This is a genomic window from Nocardia sp. CA-129566 (assembly GCF_050956075.1).
Taxonomy (GTDB): Bacteria; Actinomycetota; Actinomycetes; order Mycobacteriales; family Mycobacteriaceae; genus Nocardia.
Genome location: NZ_CP192085.1, coordinates 6849268 through 6869868, shown reverse-complemented (window position 1 = coordinate 6869868; position 20601 = coordinate 6849268). Strand labels below are relative to the sequence as shown.

General features: G+C 66.5%; 17 protein-coding genes and 1 other RNA gene. 6 read left to right on the top strand and 12 right to left on the bottom strand.

The genetic code is table 11. From position 1 onward, the window contains the following. Nucleotides 1–60 precede the first annotated feature (60 nt). Both ACQP0C_RS30260 and ACQP0C_RS30255 read left to right on the top strand, forming a co-directional pair. The gene (locus ACQP0C_RS30260) at nt 61–7299 is read left to right on the top strand and encodes an amino acid adenylation domain-containing protein (protein WP_433725408.1); all 7239 of its coding nucleotides are present in this window, start codon (nt 61–63) and stop codon (nt 7297–7299) included. Nucleotides 7300–7494: 195 nt separating this feature from the next. Then, nucleotides 7495–8190: a S1 family peptidase gene (locus ACQP0C_RS30255; RefSeq protein WP_433725406.1), complete on the top strand. Its 696-nt coding sequence runs from the start codon at nt 7495–7497 to the stop codon at nt 8188–8190. Here ACQP0C_RS30255 and ACQP0C_RS30250 read toward each other — a convergent pair. After that, nucleotides 8130–9011, bottom strand: a complete 882-nt coding sequence (locus ACQP0C_RS30250) for a helix-turn-helix domain-containing protein (protein WP_433725404.1) — start codon at nt 9009–9011, stop codon at nt 8130–8132. The two genes, ACQP0C_RS30255 and ACQP0C_RS30250, sit on opposite strands and share 61 nt — an antisense overlap. 130 nt (nt 9012–9141) lie before the next feature. Here ACQP0C_RS30250 and ACQP0C_RS30245 point away from each other — a divergent pair, with 130 nt between their 5' ends. Next, a complete protein-coding gene (locus tag ACQP0C_RS30245; RefSeq protein WP_433725402.1) occupies nt 9142–9555 on the top strand; it encodes a hypothetical protein in 414 nt (137 codons plus the stop codon). A gap of 8 nt (nt 9556–9563) precedes the next feature. On the opposite strand, the gene ACQP0C_RS30240 is transcribed toward ACQP0C_RS30245, so the two are convergent. Together ACQP0C_RS30240 and ACQP0C_RS30235 are read right to left on the bottom strand one after the other, a co-directional pair. After that, the gene (locus tag ACQP0C_RS30240; RefSeq protein WP_433725400.1) at nt 9564–9932 is read right to left on the bottom strand and encodes a GNAT family N-acetyltransferase; all 369 of its coding nucleotides are present in this window, start codon (nt 9930–9932) and stop codon (nt 9564–9566) included. Between the two features lie 90 nt (nt 9933–10022). Further along, nucleotides 10023–10448 carry a hypothetical protein gene (locus ACQP0C_RS30235; RefSeq protein ID WP_433725398.1) on the bottom strand — a complete coding sequence of 142 codons (426 nt, stop codon included), beginning with the start codon at nt 10446–10448 and terminating at the stop codon, nt 10023–10025. 275 nt (nt 10449–10723) lie between these two features. Here ACQP0C_RS30235 and ACQP0C_RS30230 point away from each other — a divergent pair, with 275 nt between their 5' ends. Further along, nucleotides 10724–11143: a pyridoxamine 5'-phosphate oxidase family protein gene (locus ACQP0C_RS30230; protein ID WP_433725396.1), complete on the top strand. Its 420-nt coding sequence runs from the start codon at nt 10724–10726 to the stop codon at nt 11141–11143. 3 nt (nt 11144–11146) lie between these two features. On the opposite strand, the gene ACQP0C_RS30225 is transcribed toward ACQP0C_RS30230, so the two are convergent. From ACQP0C_RS30225 to ACQP0C_RS30205, 5 genes are all read right to left on the bottom strand, one after another. Continuing rightward, the gene (locus tag ACQP0C_RS30225) at nt 11147–11725 is read right to left on the bottom strand and encodes an NUDIX hydrolase (RefSeq protein WP_433725394.1); all 579 of its coding nucleotides are present in this window, start codon (nt 11723–11725) and stop codon (nt 11147–11149) included. 47 nt (nt 11726–11772) lie between these two features. Beyond that, nucleotides 11773–12057 (bottom strand): hypothetical protein, encoded by a 285-nt coding sequence (locus ACQP0C_RS30220; protein ID WP_433725392.1) that lies wholly within the window; start codon nt 12055–12057, stop codon nt 11773–11775. Between the two features lie 53 nt (nt 12058–12110). Then, nucleotides 12111–13121, bottom strand: a complete 1011-nt coding sequence (locus ACQP0C_RS30215; protein ID WP_433725390.1) for a YncE family protein — start codon at nt 13119–13121, stop codon at nt 12111–12113. A gap of 95 nt (nt 13122–13216) precedes the next feature. Beyond that, the gene (locus ACQP0C_RS30210) at nt 13217–14845 is read right to left on the bottom strand and encodes an RNB domain-containing ribonuclease (protein ID WP_433725389.1); all 1629 of its coding nucleotides are present in this window, start codon (nt 14843–14845) and stop codon (nt 13217–13219) included. A gap of 18 nt (nt 14846–14863) precedes the next feature. Continuing rightward, nucleotides 14864–15196, bottom strand: coding sequence for a hypothetical protein (locus ACQP0C_RS30205; protein WP_433725387.1), 333 nt, complete (start codon nt 15194–15196; stop codon nt 14864–14866). A 431-nt stretch (nt 15197–15627) separates the two neighbouring features. Between ACQP0C_RS30205 and ACQP0C_RS30200 the strand changes: the two genes are divergently transcribed. Beyond that, complete coding sequence (locus tag ACQP0C_RS30200) at nt 15628–16017, top strand: hypothetical protein (protein WP_433725385.1); 390 nt, start codon at nt 15628–15630, stop codon at nt 16015–16017. Between the two features lie 203 nt (nt 16018–16220). Here the strand turns inward: ACQP0C_RS30200 and ACQP0C_RS30195 are convergent, their stop codons facing one another. The 4 genes from ACQP0C_RS30195 to ACQP0C_RS30180 all read right to left on the bottom strand — a co-directional run bounded on the left by ACQP0C_RS30195 (nt 16221) and on the right by ACQP0C_RS30180 (nt 19620). Further along, complete coding sequence (locus ACQP0C_RS30195; protein ID WP_433725383.1) at nt 16221–17138, bottom strand: slipin family protein; 918 nt, start codon at nt 17136–17138, stop codon at nt 16221–16223. A 101-nt stretch (nt 17139–17239) separates the two neighbouring features. Then, nucleotides 17240–17655, bottom strand: an RNA gene (gene rnpB, locus ACQP0C_RS30190) — RNase P RNA component class A. 230 nt (nt 17656–17885) lie between these two features. Continuing rightward, nucleotides 17886–18809, bottom strand: coding sequence for an NADP-dependent oxidoreductase (locus ACQP0C_RS30185; RefSeq protein WP_433725382.1), 924 nt, complete (start codon nt 18807–18809; stop codon nt 17886–17888). Nucleotides 18810–18882: 73 nt separating this feature from the next. After that, nucleotides 18883–19620, bottom strand: a complete 738-nt coding sequence (locus tag ACQP0C_RS30180; protein ID WP_433725380.1) for an SDR family oxidoreductase — start codon at nt 19618–19620, stop codon at nt 18883–18885. A 105-nt stretch (nt 19621–19725) separates the two neighbouring features. Here ACQP0C_RS30180 and ACQP0C_RS30175 point away from each other — a divergent pair, with 105 nt between their 5' ends. Further along, the gene (locus ACQP0C_RS30175) at nt 19726–20565 is read left to right on the top strand and encodes a LysR family transcriptional regulator (protein WP_433725378.1); all 840 of its coding nucleotides are present in this window, start codon (nt 19726–19728) and stop codon (nt 20563–20565) included. Nucleotides 20566–20601 lie beyond the last annotated feature (36 nt).

The following is a 20601-nucleotide window of genomic DNA, read 5'->3' as shown; positions in this document are numbered from 1 at the left end:
GGTGGGTCCTGGACAGGTTTGCGCACGGTATGTGCCGCGATCGTCGCGATAGGAGTGACTGTGACGTCCGAAATCAGCGCAACCCCTGAAAGATCCACCGAGGCCTGGCCGGTCAGCGCGTATCAGCGCGATGTCCTCGGCCTGGCATTCCGGTTGGCGCCCGAACCCGTTGCCCAACAGACCTATAGCCTGCGCATGGATGAGCCGCTGGATATCGAGCGGCTGCAGGCGTGCTGGCAGCGGACCCTGATGAGCGATGTCGCGCTGCGGCTGCGCTTCGCATTCGACAACGGCGAATTCCGCCAAGGGATTTCCGATGATATTCCGCAGGTCGAGGTCATCGATCTGACCGGTGCGCCGGATCCCGAGACCGCGGCTCAGGAGTGGCTGTGGCGCGAGGTCGGCGCACCGGAGCGGCCGGAGCGGCCCGCCCGGCTGGCCGCGGTGGTGGACCGGCCGGACCGGTTCTTCCTCTACATCTCGGTCCATCACGCGCTGGCCGACGGCTATGGCATGAATCCGGTCATTGCCATGCTCGATACCAGCTACAAGATGAAAGACGTTCCGCTCGACCAGCTCGCGGTACCGGAACCGGCCAATGAGCACACCGATCGCTCGGTGGCCACCTACCGGCGGATCGTCGAGGACGACGAGGCATACCGGGCCTCCGAGCAGTACCAGGCCGACCGCGACGGACTGCTCGCCGCGCTCGACGGCGTCGAGCCAGCGCTGTTCGGCAACCGGACCAACTCGCCGAGAATCGCACGCGGGCACTACAGCACGATGATTTCGGGGGAGTACCTCGACCGTGTCCGCGCCACCGGTGTCACCGTCTTCGCCTACTTGACCGCGGCGGTGGCGACCTATCTCGCGACGATCCACCGCACCGACCAGGTGGTGATCGGCTGCCCGATGCTGAACCGGCATTCCGCGGAGACGTACCGCACACAGGGGCACCGAGCCAATGTCGTCCCGCTGCCGGTGCGCGTCGATCGGGATGTGCCGCTCGCGGCAATCGCGGAGCAGGTGACCCAGCAGATTCGGAAGCTGAAGAAGCATCAGCGATTCCCCTACGGTGAGCTGACCCGCGCGCTGAATCCGGATCCGGCCGCGCCGCCGTTGTACGACGTGGCCTTCTCCCACACCAAACTGCCCGATGCCGACTACGTCCACGAGCTGCTCTCGAAGTGGACGGTACACAACCCGGGTTCGGTGACCAACGCGCTCACCATCGTCACCGCGGAGAACGGCAGGGACGGCTCGATCAGCCTCCAGTTGTTCTACGACCGCGACGTTTTCGACGCGAGCTTCCCGATCGAATCGGCGCTGCGCGGCGTCGGCGAGCTGGTCAGCGCATCGCTGGACCGGCCGGAGACCCCGGTGGGCGCGCTGCCGTTGCTGTCGGAGCGGATGCGTGCCGACGTGACCGCCTTGGAGGCGGGGCCGCGCAACGAGTTCCCGTACACCACCATCGATCGGCTCTTCACCGAACAGGCCGCCGAGCATCCGGAGCGGGTGGCCATCGTGCCCGCCGCCGGTTCCGGTGAACGGCGGCTGACCTACGCCCAATTGTCCGGTCTGGTGGATGGTTTCGCGGCCCGGCTGCACGAGCTCGGCGCCACCGGCAACGAATGCATTCCGGTGGTCCTGCCCCGTTCCACGGATATGTTGATCGCGGTGCTCGGCATCCTGCGCGCCGGTTGCGCCTATGTGCCGCTCGATCCGGAATATCCGGCGGCGCGCATCCAGACGGTGCTCGCGGACTGCGATGCGCGGTTCGTGGTCGCCGGACACGAGCACGCGCGGGTCTACGCCGACCTCGGCGTCACCCGCGTCACGGTGTCCGACACCGTGCCGGGCACCGTCGAAAACGTCTCGCATCCCCACGATCTGAGCTATCTGATCTACACCTCGGGCTCGACCGGCGTGCCCAAGGGCGTGATGATCGAACACCGCTCGGTGGTCAACCGGCTGACCTGGATGCAGCGCCGCTATCCGCTGACCGCCGACGATGTCATCTTGCAGAAGACGCCGGTCACCTTCGATGTCTCGGTGTGGGAATTGTTCTGGTGGGCCATTACCGGGGCCGAGGTCGCACTGCTCGAGGTCGGCGGCGAGCGCGACCCGCGCCGCATCGCCGAGGCCATCGAGGCGCATGGGGTGACCGTCATGCATTTCGTGCCGTCGATGTTGGCGGCCTTCGTGGACGAGCTGACGGCCGATCGCACGATCGTGCCGCGCATCGCCGGTCTGCGCCGGGTGTTCTGCAGTGGTGAGGCGCTGCCGCCCGCCCTGGTCCGCCGCTTTCACGCGGCCTTCACCGCGGTCGGCCAGCGGCCGCCGCAGCTGGTGAACCTCTACGGTCCGACCGAAGCCACCGTCGATGTCTCGTATTTCGATATCCCGGACACCGGCGATGCACTCGATCTGGTGCCCATCGGCCGCCCGATCGACAATATCGATCTGCTGGTCCTGGATGAATCCGGTCGCCGGATGCCCATCGGGGTGCCCGGTGAACTCAATATCGCCGGTGTCGGCCTCGCCCGCGGCTATCGCGGCCGCCCCGAGCTGACCGCCGCCGCCTTCGTCGACGATCTGTCCGTGCCCGGCCGCCGCCGCTACCGCACCGGCGATCTGGCGCGCTGGCTGGCCGATGGCAGCCTGGAGTTCCTGGGCCGCTTCGACGATCAGGTGAAGATCCGCGGCAACCGGATCACCCTCGGCGAGGTGCACAACGCGATCCTGGGCTGCCGGGGCGTACGCGCCGCGGCTGTCGTGGACGAGCAGTCCGACACCCACGGACTGCATCTGGTCGGCTACTTCGTCGGCGATGCGGTGACCGGCGAGGAGATCGCCGAACAGATCGCGACCCGCCTGCCCCGCTACCTGATTCCGACCCGGCTGCTGCGGGTGGACCGGATTCCGTTGACCCGCAACGGCAAGGCCGATCGCAAGGCGCTGGCCCGCGAGGCGGCGACCGCCGAGCAGGTGGGCGTCGGCGGCGCGGTCGAACCGCGCACACCGGTCGAGGCCGAGCTGGCAGAGGTCTGGCGGACCGTGCTCGGTATCGGCTCCATCGGTGTACACGACAACTTCTTTACCCACGGCGGCGACTCGATACTCGCGCTATCTGTGCGCACCGCCGCCGAGCGGGCCGGTATGTATTTCGATGTGGACGCCTTCTACCAGCATCCGACCATCGCCGAGCTGGCCGAGATCGTCTCGGATGGTCCGGACGGCAACCGGATTCGGATCGCGACGGCGCTGGAGACGGTACCGCTGATCGACCGCGCTGCCCTGCACCAGGCCGAGGACGCCTTCCCGGCCACCGCCCTACAGCTGGGCATGCTCTTCCACAGCATCGAGCGCGCCGATTCGGTGACCTACAAGGACGTGTTCCGCTACCGGTTCGAAATGCCATGGGATGGCGCGCGATTCCGCGCCGCATTCGACCGGCTGGTGCGCCGTCAGCCCGCTTTGCGTTCATCGTTCGAGCTCAGCAAGTATTCGGTGCCACTGCAGGTCGTGCACACCGCGGTCGAATACGAGCTGGAGATCGTGGATGTCTCCGATCTCGATCCGGTACTCGCCGATCAAGAGGTCGAGGACTACACCCAGGAGCGCAGGCACGCCCACTACGACCTCGACCGCGCACCGCTGTACGCCGTGCGGGTGTTCCTGCGTCCATCCGAAAGCGCTGGCCAGACTGTCGATCTGGTGCTCAGTTTCCATCACGCGATCCTCGATGGGTGGAGCGTCGCGACAGCGGTGCTCGAGCTGTTGCTCGACTACCTGAACACGTTGGGGTTGATCGAAACCGCTGTCGCTGACACCTCGCATGCGACCACCGTGCTCGCCGAATACGCACAGGCCGAAATCGCCGCGGCACATGATGATTCGGCCCGTGCGTTCTGGCGGGACGCGCTGGCGGGCGCCGAACCGACCGCGCTGACCGCATTGGGTGTGCACGAGGGCGCCGGGGCGGAGGAACCGCGGGCCAGTGCGGTGGTGCCGCGTCGGCTCGCCGAGCGGGTGACCGCCTTCGCCGCCCGGCACCAGGTGCCGGAGAAGGCCGTCTACCTGGCGGCGCACTGCCTGACGCTGCGCACGGTGACCGGCCGCGCCGATATCACCACCGGCGTCGTCAGCCACGGCCGTCCGGACCGGGCGGGCGCGGAAAGCATTGCGGGCCTGTTCCTCAACACCCTGCCGATGCGGCTCGACGATACCGCGACGACCTGGCGCGCGGCCGTCGACCAGATCGCGCGTCGGGAGCGTGAGGCGTATCCGCACCGGCGCTATCCGCTGCGATCGATGCTGGCCGATGGCGCCCCGGCCTTCGAGACCGCGTTCAACTTCATCAACTATCACCTCTTCGCGCCGATCGTCGGCGCGGACGGCGTCGCACTGCGCGACTTCGACGTTCGCGAGGACACCAACTTCCAGCTGCTGGTGACCGTGGCCAACGATCCGCGCGATGGCCGAATGTGGGTGCGGGTCAACGGTGATCACACGCTGACCCGGGATCAGTGCGAAACCGTCGCGGTCACCCAGCTGCGCATGCTGGCGGGCATCGTCGCCGATCCCGATGCCGCGATCGATCGCAGCACCGGTCCGGCGACGGCGCGCGATATCGGCACGCTGGTCGCCGACGCGGCCGCGCTCAATCCGGATACCGTCGCCGTCCAGGGCGACGAATCCGGTATCACCTACGACGAACTGATCGAGCGCAGTGATCAGCTTGTCCGGCGGCTCAGCGGTTTCGGCATTCGGACCGGCGATCGCATCGGCATTCTGATGGGCCGTCGCCCGGAGTTGGTGCTGCTGGTGCTCGCGCTCATGCGGCTCGGCGCGGCCTGCGTGCCGCTCGATGTCAGCTATCCGCGCTCCCGGCTGAACCTGATGATCGACCGCGCCGACCCGCACCGGGTGATCGCCGACGCCGACTACGCCGATATCGTCGACGATGCCGCGCTGGTGCTGGACACCGCCGAACTGTTCGACCCGGCAGGCGCCGACAGTCATGCCGAGGCCGCAGTCCCGGAACATATCTCACCCGATGCGGTCGCCTATGTGCTGTTCACCTCCGGCTCCACCGGCGAACCCAAGGGCGTCGCCATGCCGCATCGCGGGCTGACCACACTGGTGGACTGGCAGAACCGCAGTGCATCGGGCATGGATCTGGCCAGCACACTGCAATTGGCGCCCTTGAGCTTCGACGTGTCGTTCCAGGAGATCTTCACCACCTTGGCCGCGGGTTCCACACTGCGGGTCAGTTCGGTGGACCTGCGCTCCAATGTCGAGGAACTGCTGAATACCGTTGTCGCGGAGGGCATCGAGCGACTGTTCCTGCCCTACGTCGCATTGCAGGCCTTCGCCGAGGCCGTGGTGGCCCGGCGGATGTTCCCGGTCAGCCTGAAGGTGCTCGCCTCCTCCGGTGAGCAGCTGCGCATCACCGACGAGATCCGCGCGCTGTGCAAGGTGGTACCGGGCCTGCTGCTGGAAAACCAGTACGGTCCAACGGAATCCCATGTCGCGACCACCTGCGCGCTCACCGGCTCGCCCGATGACTATCCGCCGCTGCCGCCCATCGGCCGTCCGGTCGACGGCGATACCGTCGAATTGCTCGACGGCGCACTGCGTCCCGTGGCCGACGGCGTGATCGGTGAGATCTACCTGGGTGGCCGTTCTCTCGCGCTCGGCTACCAGGGCCGGGCGGGATTGACCGCGCAGCGTTTCGTGGCCGCCCACGGCGGCGCGATCCTCTACCGCACCGGCGATCTCGGTGTCCGGCTGGCCTCCGGTGATCTGGTCTGCCTCGGTCGCAGTGACAGTCAGGTGAAGATCCGCGGCTTCCGCGTGGAGCCCGCCGAGGTGGAGCTGTGCATTCTCGGGCTGGTCGAGAAGTACCCGACCATCACCGAGACCGCCGTGGTGGCACGGGGTTTCGGTGGAATCGATGGTGCCCTGATCGCATTCCTGGTCGGCGACGCCGAGCAGACCGATCTGGCCGCGCTGCGCCACGATCTGCGCGGGGTACTGCCCGCGCATATGGTGCCGTCCCGGTTCGTCTTCCTCGACGAACTGCCCCGCACGCCCAGTGGTAAGCGCGACGACGGCGCATTGCGCTCGATCATCGATGTCGTGCCGGAATCGGTTGCCGCACAGCGGGAACCGGCCGATGAATACGAACGCGCTGCCGTCGAACTGCTGGCCGAATACGCCGGTCTGCGCTCGATCGGACTCGACGACGATTTCTTCGCCTCCGGCGGCACCTCCATCGGCGCCATGCGGGTGGTGATGGGGCTGTCCCGGCGCTTCGGCGTCGAGTTGCCGCTGGATTCGTTCATCGGTGCGCCCACGGCCACCGAACTCGCGGCGCTGATCCGCTCCGGCAATGCCCAGCGCACCTTCGACCCCTTGGTGTCGATCAGCGTCGGCGGTCATAAGCCGCCGCTGTTCCTGGTGCATCCGATCGGCGGAAATGTGCTGTGCTACTTGGCCCTTTCCCGCTATCTCGATCCGGATCGGCCGATCTATGGCCTGCAGGCCGCGGGGGCGGACCCGGGCAGTACGCCGGAGAAGTCGATCGTCGCGATGGCGCAGTCCTATCTTGCGGCGGTGCGCCGAGTGCACCCCGAGGGGCCCTACCATCTGGCGGGCTGGTCCTTCGGCGGCAATGTGGCACTCGAAATGGCGCGTCAACTGCCCGAGCACGAAGTGGCCAGCGTGACCTTGCTCGACACCATGGCGCTGCGGCAGCAGGCCCGCGAACCGATCGCCGAGGAACAGCTCATCCGCTGGTTCTTCCTCGAATTGCTGTGGTACGCCCGCGGAAACCAGGCCGCGCTCGTCGATTTCGAACCCGATGTGCACGGTTCCGAGGAACTGTTCGAGGCGATGCTCGCCGAGGCGATCCGGTCCGCGATCCTGCCCGCCGACAGCTCACCGCAGGCGATCCGCAGGCTCTACGAGGTGTTCTACGCCAATTACACGGCGCTGCTGGAATACCGGCTCGAACCCTACGACCGCGATATCACCCTGCTGCGGGCCGAACAGGGGCTGCCGCCCGGTGTCGATATCGCGCACCAGGCGGTGGGCAGCATGTTCGACAGCGCGAACAACGGGTGGCAGCAGTACGCGGCCCGGCGCTTCACGCTGGTGCCGGTGCCGGGCGATCACCTGCACATGATGACCGAACCGCATGTCGGTGAGGTCGCCGTGCAGTTGGACGCCGCGCTGGCGGCGGCGGATCCGGATCTGGATCGGGAGCTGGGCGCCGAAATGCTCGACGCCTGACCGATGCGACTAGACCGTTATGCGCGACGACCCGCATAACGGTCGGGTTCGGCGCAGTGGCAGGCGTGGTTCCCGTCATGGTGAACTACAGTTTCGAGGTGGCCGCAGCCATCGGGGTGGCGCTTCATCGCGTGTGCGGTCGGCCGACGCCTGAGTCGATTCCGATGTCGGCCAGCGCTTTTCGAGAGAGAGTAGTTGCCATTGAAGTTCGCAATGCTCGCACTGGCCACGGCCGCGGTGGGTTTCGCGGGGGCCGGTACCGCGCAAGCGGCGGGAAATGTCGTGGTCGGCGGAGGTACCGGTCTGGTCTTCGATAGCAATGCGGTGTGTTCGCTGACCGCCATCGGCTACGACAGCGCCGGGCGACTGGTCGGGCTGACCGCCGGACACTGCGCCCCGACCGGCGCGCGACTGGGCGCCGAGCAGTTCCTGGACACCGGGGTGATCGGCACCGTCGCGTACTCCGATGAGGGCGCGGGCCTGGACTTCGCGGTGCTGGAATTCGATCCGGCGAAGGTCACGCCCGCGCGCAATATCGGCCCGACCACCATCGCCGGGTTCGGCGCCGCGCCCGCCCCCGGTGAACCGGTGTGTACGAGCGGGCGCACCGGCGGAATCGACTGCGGCATCGTGTGGGGCACGCTGGAGGGCAGCGTTATCAACCAGTCCTGTTCCAGGCCCGGCGATTCCGGTGGTCCGGTCACGGTGGGTGATCGACTGGTCGGTATGAATCAGGGGCGGCTGACCAGCCTCGGCGGCCTCGGATTCAATATTCCGTGCACCTTGGGCGCGAATCCCGTTCACTCACCGGCATTTTTCGCGCCGATCGATCAGATCCTCCAGGCCGTGGACGCCACCGGTGGTGTCGGCAGCGGATTCCAGCCCATCTGACCCGATGTGGAGTTCACCGCCGCGAGCCCGCGCAGGGCGTCGGCGGTGAATGCGTCCAGGGGATAGAACAATTCGATCGCGAGCTCGGAGAGCGTGATATCGGCGGGCGCGCCGAAGGTGGCCATGGTGCTGAACATGCGCAGTTCGCCCAACGGCGTCCGGATGCGCAGCGGAACCTCGAACGGACTCGGTTGTGCCGCATCGTTATCCGGGTCTTCGTGGTAGTCCGGCGGCAGGGGATAGGCGACGACCTCGTCGTACAGTGCCCGCAGCTCGGCGTCGCCGGTCGCATTGACCTGGCGGGACAGTCGCTCCAGGAACAACTCCCGCACCTGGGTCAGGTTGGCGAGTCGGCCCGAGAGGCCATCGGGATGCAGCACCAGCCGATAGACATTGGGCCGCGGCAGCAGCAGTTCGTCGGGGATGCCGGTCATGAACAGGCCCATCGCGGCGTTTTCACCGACCACATGCCACAGCCGGTCCACCACGACCGCCGGATAGGGCTCGTGCGCGGTGAGCATGATGTCGAGCGCGGAACGGACCGAGGCCAGGCCCGCGTCATCGAGACTGCTCTCCCGGTACGCGGGCGCGTAGTCGGCGGCCAGCAGCAGGGTATTGCGCTCGCGCAGCGGCACCTCCAGTGCATCGCAGAGCCGCAGGATCATGGCCCGACTCGGTGTGGCCCGTCCGGTCTCCACGTAGGAGATGTGCCGCGCGGAACTGTCCGCCGATAGCGCCAGGTCGAGCTGACTGAGCCTGCGTCGCTGCCGCCAGTCGCGCAGCAGTGCGCCGACACGTGTGTTCGTCCGAGTTGATGCCACCCGAGCAGGCTAGTCAGCGTCGCCTGCGCTCGGCCATGACCTCGGAGGTTATTGAGACCTGTACCTCGCACCGGGCATGGTCGGTGCCGGGAGCCGATCGGCTGCCAGGGATCGACCTCAGGAGAAGGATATGAGCGCGTCGACACGCAGCGCCCGGCCCGCGTCGGACACCGATTTCTTGCGGACGGTGCTGTGCCTGGACGGATGGGGAACCGGGGCCTTCGGCGTCGTCATGCTGGCCGGTGCGGCGGCGCTGAGCGGACCGCTCGGGCTGCCGACGGCCTGGTCCATTCCATTCGCTGTCGCGATGATCGGCGGCGGGCTCGCGCTGCTGCTCATTGCCGGATATCCGGAGCTGGTGCCGGGCCACGCGAGTGCGGTCATCGGCGTCAACGCGGTATCGGCGGTAACGCTGGTGGTGTCGGCATTCTCCGGTGTGCTGGAGCTGACCGCGCTCGGGATGGTGTTCCTGCTGATCGGAGCGCTGTGGGTTGCGCTATTCGCGGGGCTGCAGGCCCATGGGGTGCGCCGGGCCGGGCTGTGAGTGCGACGTCAACCTCGACCTTGATGGGGTGTTGGGTGCGGTGGTTCGGAAGCCAGTGCGATGACCATTTCGCGCTCCATGCGCGGATCGTCATCGGCGCAACGCTGTTCGCATCCGGTGAAGGTGAAACCTGTTCGCAGGTATAGGCGTTCGGCGTGCTGATTGCCGACGATGACGCAGAGTCGCAGGTGGTGATGACCGAGTTCGCGAGCCCAATTGATCGTGGCGGCCAGCAGGAGATCCGATGTACCCCGACCGCGCGCACAGGGATTCACCCAGACCGATACCACCGTGGGCGGCTCGGTCTCGGTGATGATGCCCGCGCAGCCGACGACGCGATCACCGTGCTCGGCGACGAACAGCAGTCGCGTGCCCATCCAACGGTGCCCATGCTGAGCGATAGGCGCGGGCTCATGTCGAGTCGTCGGCAGCGCGACATCGGGCCGTCGGCCTGAGCAGCGGCGGATTCAACGCAGTCGTCCGGTGCGGTTGGTCATCCGGTCGTCGCGCGTCGTTTCGGTGTGGGGCTGATGTGGTGGCTCCGCATGTCGTTCACGGGCGAGTTCGAGCATGGCCAGTCCGGTTTCGCGGATGAGGCTGTCCAGATCGTCGAGCATTTCGGCGATGGCATCGCTGGTCGTCTGCAATTCGGCTGAGCTCGGATCGCGCCGATCGAAGACGACGCGGAGCTTATGTAGTCGGAGTCCGACATCGAAGAGGCGACGCACCAGCCGATCGCTGGAATCGGCGAATGCGCTCGCACCTGCGGAGAGTTCGCTGGCGGGGACGAAGGATCGTCGCGGCTTGCGTCGGGGGCCTCTACTGATGCCCATGCGGCTGCCGGGAAGTCGACGGGTGTCGCTCTGCGCGCTCGACCGCGCATTGTCGGGCATAACATTCCTCCTGAGTCATCTGATCGTTTTGGTGGCCACGCTTCGGGACCCGGAGACGTGGGTATTCTAATGCGCACGATACTGCGGCAAGGATCGGCTCTCCGGGGAATTCCATACTTCTGTACCACTTTTCGTTGTACCCATACGGTAATCGCTTGGTACACAACAGGATCTAGAACCCATTGATTCCGCATTCATCGCGCCCGAGCTCCGCATGTGGTGTGCTGATCGATTAGGGGGCTGCTTCGCGTGGCGAACGGGTGGACAATGGAGGGATGACAGTAAACGGTGTGCGGGAGTCACGCGAACTGTCGGTCGATGCGTCGCTGCATCTGCTCGGCACGATCGGATTCGGTCGTGTTGCGTTCTCGCGCTACGCCTTACCCGCTATTCGGCCGGTCAGCCATGCGGTTGTCGATGACCAACTGGTGCTCTACGCCGACTCCGCGACAACCAGTTCGCTCGATCGCCAGGTGGTCGCCTATGAGGTGGACACGATCGATCACGAAACCTCCCTTGGCTGGTGTGTGATCGTGACCGGCATTGCCGACACCGTCCGCGACCAACACGAAATCTTGCACTATCAGCAGTTCTTGCCCGAGCGCACGGTCGGGGCGGGCGATCGGGTGACCAGAATCCTGCCCGATATCGTCACCGGCATCGAATACGTCGGGCCCGAGGACATCGAACGGTAGTGCCTACCGGTCCGGCATCGGTTCGGGGAGTACGGGTTCGAGCTTCGCCAGGAAGCGGGTGAAGTGCGGGTCGGCGTCGGTGCGGTCGAAGGTATCGATCTCCCACCAGCGTGACGCGCTGAATTCGCCCGGGTCCAGGGTGTATTCGCGGGTACGGTCGCCGCGGATGACATACCAGAGGCTGACATCCTCATGGCCGCTGTCGATTCCGATGGTGGTGGTCACGGTGAGGAACAGTGGTTCGGTTCCGGTGACGGTGAACTCGGCATCGATACCCAGCTCTTCGGCCGCCTCGCGTCCGGCGGCGGTCAGGGGGTGTTCGCCCGGCGAGATATGACCGCCGGTCGGCAGCCACAGTCCGGCCAGCCGATGGCGGCCGAGCAGGACGCTACGGGTTTGTGGGTCGACGAGCACGACGTAGGAGACCAGATGCCGCGGGGGCGTATCGGGTTCGACTCGACGGAATACGTCGTCGGTGGCGGCGAGCCAGGCCAGCGTTTCCGCGATGTGCTGGCGTTCGAGCTCGTCGAGCGGATCGATGGCGTCGACGATATCGGCGACGGCGGCGGTCGCGAGGTTCATGGCAGGTGACGATAGTGGCAGGCACCGACAGGTTCGCCCGCCGCGAATCAGTCCAGGACGACCGGACGCAATCTGGTGGTGTAGACCCCCGCGCGATCGAGCGCATCGGCCGCTGCGTCGAGCTCGATCGAGACCTCCTCGAACACTTCCCGCGCCCCCGCGATGCAGTAGGCCGGGGTGGTGAGCGCCCCGATGCCCTCGGTATCGACCAGCATCCCGGAGGTTTGCAATGATCCGTAATCCGCATCCAACTCGGCCAGTTCCCCGCGAAGTTCGCGCAGCCGATCGAACAACCGCTGCCGTCGAATCTCCAGTGCCAGTGGATCGGTCATCGCACGCTCCCCAGGTCGGCTATATCGCACGCTGCCCGCAATCTACCGCCGATCTATGTCGACGGCTCGAACTCCAACAGCACCGGTCCACCACCCCGGCCCTTCGGAAGTGGGAAGAAACTGTGGTGAGTATCCGGATCGACGGCGACCGTATGAGCGCCCTCGGCAAGGTGAGCGGATGCCAGGGCGACGGTGTGGCCGTCGCGCTGGTCGAACAGGCTCACCCACCCGCTCTCGGCGGCCACATACAGCCGATGGGCCGAATCGTCGTAGACCAGCACATCGGGAGTCCGGCCGACGCTGTTCGCATCGATCACGGTGCGACCGGTGAGATCGACGGTGACCAGGCGGGCATTGTCCTCGCATCCGACGAACATCAGCCGGTCGGCCGCATCCAGTGCCTGACCGTGTGGTCCGGCGCAGCCGGGTACCGGAATCCGGTCGGTCACCCTCAGCGTCTGCGGATCGATGACGGCGAGATCGGTCCTGCCCTGCACCGCCACGATCATTCGGTCGGCATCGGCGTCATAGACGACATTGCCGACCTCACCACCCAATGGCACCGTGCCACGGACGGTTCCGGTTTCGGCGTCGACAACCGTTTCGGTTCCGGCGCGCTGGTCGGTGGTCCACACCGCGCCGCGGCGCGGATCGTAGGCGAGTCCGTCCGGATAGTCACCGGTCGGCGAGGTGCGCAGGATGGTGCCGCTATCGGAGTCGATGGTCGCGAGTTGGTTGCGTCCGGTCGCGGTCGCGAAGATTCGATGCCGCTGCGCAACCGCGAGCACGCCGTGCACGTCGGGCAGGTCGGCAATCGTGCGCACCACGCGATGGGCGCGGATATCGATCTCGACGACCGCACCCGCACCCATATGCGCCACCCACAGCAAGCCGGATGCGGCGTCGAGGCTCATGTAGTCGAATCGCACGGCCGCGCCGGGCAGGTCGAGCTGCCCGAGTTGATGTAAGGGCAATCGGCCCGGTTCGGGCGGCGACGAGGTGCCGCACCCGGTCGCCACCATGACGACCGCGCAGGTCAAGGCCATCGGCCAGGTAGGTCGCATCGAGCCTCCCGTCGAAGGCAACCGTGGGTTCAGACTAATCCGGGAGCGAACGGGGGTCGTGGATTCGGGCAGCGCACGGGCTTCAGTCGGCGCGGTCAGGCCGGGAAGGTGAAACCGACCTTGCGGGTCGCGGGGTCGGCGGCGATCAGGCGCACCTGGACCTTCGAACCCTCGGGTGGCGCGCCCAGGCAGGGGCCGACCACGGGTGGATCGGCGACGAAGACTTCGGCCGCGCGGCTGCCATTGGCCTCGCGCACCACTACGGCATCGAAGACCGTGCCGCCGCGTTCGGCGAGCAGGGTGGCCTCGGTCAGGTCGATGCAGGCCCGTTCCACCTTGCCCGCGATGCTGTCGCTGCGCTTCATCGATTCGGCGGTGGGGACCAGGCCGTCGCGAACCCATTGCGGCACTTCGGTTCCGGCGCAGCGGGCCAGACAGATCTCGGTGGCGAACCGATCCGCGAGGCGGCGCAGCGGCGCGGTCACGTGTGCGTACGGCGCGCCGATCGCGCTGTGCTGCAGATTGTAGGGCGCATTGTTCCCGGATCGAGCGCCGTTCGTCGATCGCGGGCCGACGGTCGCCTGGCCGCTCCCGGCCTCCTGCTCGCTGCCGGTCGATCCACCGCCAACCGATTGCCCGCCACCGGTAGCCGCCGCGCCGCCGGTTGTCTGCCCACCGTCGATCGGCGAACCACCCGCCGCTTCGTCTATGCCGCCGTCGAGCACGGTATAGGCGGCACCCCGCAAGAGCCCGGTCGCTTCCGACATCAGCACCAGCGTCGCGGGCGCCTTCGGATCCAACCGCGCCAACAGCCGCCCGACGGACTCGTCCGCGGACCATTCGACCTTTAGCGCCGCGGCAGTCCTGCGCATCGAATCGATCGCCGATTCGATGGGCGGCGGCACGGTCCGCAAGAGCGCGATGCGCGCACCGGCATCGGGTGCGCCATCGGATCCACTGCCGTTCAACATGATTCGCGCCGCGCACATGCCGGTGAGCAGCGAAACCTGCTCGTTCCAGTCATCGGCCGCGGTGCGCGGTTCGACGACGAGACGCCAGTGCCCGTCGGCGTTGTTGTCGCGGATAATGCTCTGGGCGGGCAATCGCAGCCCGATCGCGCCGCGTGCCAGCCCGGCCTCGATGCGCCGCGTGCCGAATTCCGGCAGGGCCGCGATCGAGGGATGCAGGCGGTTCGCGTCGGCGTCGGCCTGGACGCTCGCGTAGTCGAGCCGGGCCCGGGAGCGCACGGTCGCCCGGACCACGGAGAATCGGTGCGGTTCGGCGTTCGCATCGCATTCGATGGTCCACAGGGCGGCGGGCCTGGTCTGTTCGGGGAGCAGGCTTGCGGAGTTCTCCGACAGGATCGTCGGATGCAGCGGCACGGTGCCGTCGGGGAGATAGAAGGTCTGGCCGCGCATACCCGCTTCTCTGGCCAGTGGGCCAGCCGGGTCGATGACGGCGCCGACATCGGCGATCGCGTAGTGCACGGTGAAGCCGGACGCGGTGCGTTCGATATGCACCGCCTGGTCCAGATCCATGGCGCCGGGCGGGTCGATCGTGACGAACGGGATATCGGTGCGATCACTGCGATGGCCCGCGAACGCGTCGATTGCGTCGCGGGCCGCCGCGGTGGCCTCGGCGGGATACGCCGAGGCCAATCCGAATTCGGATCGAATGGCACCGAAATCGACCGGTGCCGAGACGATCCGCTGGTGGAGTTCCACGGTTTCGCAGTCGTGCTGCTACTGCAGTGCCAGCATGGTGCCGTTCAATTCATTGAGCGGACCGTACACAGTAAAGGTCACCCGTCCGCCCGGGACACTGGCCGAGACGTCCGCCGCGGCGTCGAGCGCCTCGCCGAACGACGCCGCCGACGGATGTGGCAGACCGGCGATGGCCTGCCCGATGTGATTCTGGTGCACCCAGGCGGTGTCGGCCGGGTTGAGGTCGACCTGGACCCCACCCGCCAGCGGGGTGACCGCTACCGCCGAGGCGGATCCGGTGCCCAGCATGGCGAAAGCCGATGCGGCCCCGGCAATCAACGCACCGGCGACCAGTGAACGAACAATCCGCATAGAGGTTCAGACCTGCTTCCATGATCGAAGAATGGGGAGGGTTCGTGGCGGCCCGGCTACGGGGCTTACCAACGGCGCCTACTCTATGACGTCGATCACGTTCAAGGCCAGTTCCCGCCGAATCGCAATTCCGAACGCGTCGAGCCGGGCGTCGCCACACGGTGGCTGCTAGGGTTCCCCGGCGTGGCGGGGTTTGCCTTTCTCCGCACATTCGCAAGCGTCCCTACGTCGACAATTGGGAGTTATCCACTGATGTCAACGATTGTTTTCGATTACCTGATGCCGCTGCTCGGTCCCGAGCAGGCATCGTATTGGGCTCAGGTGTTGATGGTCGGCCCGCTCTGACCTCACAGTCACCGATGCGGTGTTCGTCGCCTTCCGTTAACCACACGGGAGGCGGCGTTTCCCGAGGGCCGCTAGCATCCCGCTCCGTGACCAGAACTACCGCCGCGATCGCGGCCAGCTCCGCCGTCTTCGCCCTGCTCATCGCTGGTTGCAGCGATGACAAAGCCTCCTCCACCGCCGCCTCTTCATCCGGCGCCGCAACCACTTCGGCGGCCAACGCGGTCGGCTCCGAATCCCTGGACAGTGTCAAGGCGGGGACGTTCGTCGTCAGCTACCGCAGCGCCTTCCCCAAGCTCGCCGATGGCAAAGACGACGCCAAGATCCGCAACGTCCTGGCCGACACCTGCAAGGACATCAAGGGCGGCAAGAGCGAGGACGAGATCGTCCAAAACGTCATCAAGCGCACGAAGGGCAGCGCCGAGGCCTCCAAGGAAGAGGCCCAGGCGATCTACCAGATGGCGAAGATGCTCTGCTGATCAGCTTTTCGGGCTGATCAATCCTTCAGCCACGGCAGGTAATTGGGCAGGTATTTCAACACGTATCCGACGGTGATCATGACAATGATCGAGATCACGGGAATCAGTATGGACATCGGCCCGGTTTCCTTACGTTGAGCTACCGATGCGGGCTGTACGGTGCTGGACCGTCGCCGTACCCGTATCGGTATACGCCCGTTGTGTTACGAGCGGATACCATCCTGGCTCGTCGCGCGCGTGTTGCTCGGACCGAGCGCCGGGGCCGGTTCGGGTGGGGCGATCTCCGGTGCCGTCGATTCCGGTGCGGCCGGGGTGGGCTCGGACTCTGCCTGCGTGGTGCCGGTGGCGGTCGACTCCTGCTGGGTGCCGCGCTCCAGGAAGCGCAGCAGTTCCACCGGGAACGGCAGCACCAATGTCGAATTCTTCTCCGCCGCAACCTGAACCACTGTCTCCAACAGCCGCAGTTGTAGCGATGCCGGCGACTCCGCCATCTGGGCGCCCGCCTGCGCCAACTTCTTCGACGCCTGCAACTCGCCCTCGGCGGAGATGACCCGCGCCCGCCGTTCCCGCTCCGCCTCGGCCTGCCGCGACATCGAGCGTTTCAGCGAATCCGGGATGGAGACATCCTTGATCTCCACTCGATCTATGTGGATGCCCCAGCTCAGTGCCGGGCTATCGATCATGATCTCCAGACCCTTGTTCAACTCCTCGCGGTTGGACAACAGGCTGTCCAGATCGCTCTTGCCGATGATCGACCGCAGCGATGTCTGGGCCACCTGTCCCACCGCGAACAGATAGTTCTGCACCTCCACCACCGCGCAGACCGGGTCGATCACCCGGAAATAGACCACCGCGTCGACCCGGACGGTCACGTTGTCGCGGGTGATGCCGTCCTGCGCGGGCACCGGCATGGTGACGATCTGCGTGGAGATCTTGCGCATCCGGTCGACGAAGGGAATCAGCATGCGCAGTCCGGGATCTCGGGTGCCGACCACCCGGCCGAACCGGAATACCAGCCCCTTCTCGTATTGGGCGACCACGCGCGCGCTCATCGCGGTGAGCACCCCGCCCGCGATCGCCCCGGCCCCGAAGATCGCCCCGATAATGGCAAGAATATCCATGGTTACACCCCGCACGAAGTGTCCGACCGCGCCGAATACCGGCTCCACGGTCCACTTCCATCATGGCACCGAATGCCCCGGTGAGCACTGGATTACGGGGGCGGACGAGTTGGCCTGTAAGCCGGATCCTGTCCCCGGTTCGCACCGGGTGACGGCCATCCATCTGGACACACCGTTGCCGGGTGCCTCGAGCGGTCCACCCGCAGGCTCGGGCGAGCAACCCTCGAACACCTGCGCAGCCGCATCGCGAGCGATGCGACCTTCGACCTTGCTCCGGGCGGGGTTTACCTAGCCGCCCCGGTCACCCGGGGCGCTGGTGCGCTCTTACCGCACCGTTTCACCCTCACCGCACGATCCCGGAGGATCGTGGGCGGTCTGTTTTCTGTGGCACTGTCCCGCGGGTCACCCCGGGTTGCCGTTAGCAACCGCCCTGCTCTGTGGAGTCCGGACTTTCCTCGGTGCCGGGCGGCGGCACTCGCGTGCCCGTTCCCGTCACCGCGGCCGCCCGGCCAACTCGTCCGCAGCGTTCAGCCTACTTTGATCACGGGGTACCGCGAAATGCGACCCGACCATAGCCGGACACCCGCCGGTAAGCGAATCGCATATCCTCGAATGTCTTGCGTAGCAACGGCGACGACACGCCTACAGCGAGTTGACCAGCCGCGACACCGCGACCCTCGGTGCAGAGTTGACCGGCACTGCGGTTGAGCAGTGCCGTTGGGAGCGGGCTGCATTGTGTTGGTGCGGTTAGGGCTCGAGCACGATTTTGCCGTGGGTGTGTCGGCGTTCGAGTTCGGTATAGGCTTGGCGGACGTGTGTCAACGGGTAGACGTTGGCGATCGGGACTTCGAGGTGTCCCTCGGCGATCAGGGCGGCCAGTTCGGCGAGTACCTCGGCGCCCGGCCTGGCGTTGGTTCCGGGTTCGGTCATGACTCCGTACTTCGCGGCTGCTGCGAAATCGGCGATGGTGTCGATCCGCTCGACCGCGACGCCGAGAGCGAGGGCCAGTTCGACGTACCCGCCGCCGTGGGTGTCGATGAAGGCATCGATACCGCCCGGTGCGGCGGCCTTGATCCGGTCGATGACGCCGTCACCGTATACGACCGGGATCACACCGTGGCTGTGCAGCCACTTGTGGTTGTACTGGCTCGCCAGGCCGATGACCGTGGCTCCGGCACGGCGCGCGAGCTGAACAGCGAGCGAGCCGACTCCTCCGGCCGCGGCGGAGACGACAACGGTCTCCGCCTTGTCGAGTTGCACGGAATGTACTGCGCCCCATGCCGTCACGCCGGCGACGTACAGACTGCCCGCCACCTCCCATGAGACGTTGCGCGGTTTGGGTGTGAGGTTGTCGACGTCGACCAGGACCAACTCGGCCTGGGCGGCCCGCTTCTCGGAGAACCCGATCACCTCGTCGCCGACCGAGAATCGGTCGACTCCGACGCCGACTTCCGCGACAACCCCGGCGAGATCACTGCCCTGCCCGGACGGAAAGGTCGAGGGAAAGATGTCAGCCATCGCGCCGGTTCGGATGGCTGCCTCACCGGGGTTGATGCCTGCCGCTTCGACCCGCACGAGGACCTGCTCGTCCCCGGGCACAGGGCGGTCGATCTCGTCGACCCGCAAGACCTCGATTCCGCCGAACTCGTCGTATCTGACTGCCTTTGTCATTGTCGTGCTTTTCCTCCGACGAGCGACGCGCGGCTGACTTCGAGAACGGGAATGGTGGCCACCGGTGCGCCCGTCACCAGGGCACCGTTCCGGCGTCGTCGAAGAATCCTCCGGTCGGGCCGTCGTCGGGCAGGGTCGCGAGGCGAATCGCGATGGCCGCACCCTGTTGCGGTGTACGGACGCCGCGAAAACCGTTGAGGTCGGTGGCGGTGAAACCCGGGCAACCGCTGTTGATCAAGATATTGGTGTCGCTCAGCTCTTTGACGTATTGGATCGTGACGGCGTTGAGAAACGTCTTCGATGCCATGTATGCGGTGATGGCAAAGGAACCGACCTCGGTACTGGGCAGACTGGGCGTGGCTTGCAGGGTGAGAGAACCGACGCTACTGGACATGTTTACGATGCGCGCAGATGCGGAATCGCGCAGCATCGGCAACATCGCGTTGGTAACGCGAATGACACCGATCACATTGGTTTCCACGACGGTCCGCAGGGTCGCGGGATCGACCGTGGTGGGTGTCTGAGGATGATCGCCGACGATTGCCGCGTTATTGACCAGGACATCCAGACCTCCGGCGTATTCGGCGATGAAACCGGCCGCCTCGGTCACACTCGTATCGTCGGTCACGTCCAGCGGCACACCGAACGCATCGGTCCCGGCCGCGCGCAGCTTCTCCACCGCGGTGTCGCGGCGTTGCCGATCACGCGCGCCCACACCGATTCGCCAGCCGAGCGCGCCCAGGCCAGCGGCGATCTCGTATCCGATTCCCTTGTTCGCGCCGGTCACCAGCGCGATCGTCTGTTCACTCACACCGACGATCCTGCTGCGGTTCCGGTTGCGGCGTCCAAGACCGATCGGGTGGGTGGCGATACCGCACGGGTATCGGTCGTGGTGAGAGCCAGATACCATGACCTGGTGGAGACGCGGGAGATGCGATACTTCGTCGCAGTCGCCGAGGAGTTGCACTTCGGGCGGGCGGCACAACGGCTCGCGATCGCGCAACCACCGCTGTCGCGGGCGATCCAGCAGCTCGAACGGCGGCTCGGAGTCGTTCTGCTGCACCGCACTTCGCGCGCAATCACTTTGACCGAGGCCGGGTCGGTGCTGCTGCGGGAGGCCCGGCTCGCCCTCGAAGCGGTCGAAGCCGCCGAGCGCCGCACCCGCCGCGCCGCCGCCGACCGGCCCGGTGCGGTGCTGGCCACCAAGGCAGGAGCGTCCAGAGAACTGTTGTCGAAGCTGCTGGACGCCTATGCCGCCGACCCCTGCGCTGTCGCAGTCGAGGTGATGCTCTGCGGGCCCGGCGAACCGGAAGGCCTGCTGCGCAACGGGCGTGCCGACGTTGCTCTGCTCTACCGGCCCTACGACACGACAGCCGGATTCGACACCGAGGATCTGCACACCGAACAGCAGGTCCTGGTCCTGCCCGCGGGGCATCCCCTCGCCAACCGACCCCACATGTCGATGGCCGAGGTCAACGCCCTGACGGACCTGCCCCTGCCACGCTGGCCTCGACGGGATGGGAGTTATCCCGACGGCCCCGGCCCGCAGGTTCGCGACCATACCCAGTTGACCCAGCTCATCGCGCTCGGACGGGCCTGCGCGCTCATGCCCGAGTCGCTGCGAGCCCAGCTGCGCGACGATCACGCCATCGTGCCCGTGCCGGACGCACCGGCCGTCACGACCGTCATCGCCTGGCCACCACACAGCAGATCCAAAGCCGTCGCCGACCTTGTCCGTACGGCGATACGCCTCTAGCCGATAACATCCGCAAATGCCGCTTATCTCGCGGTT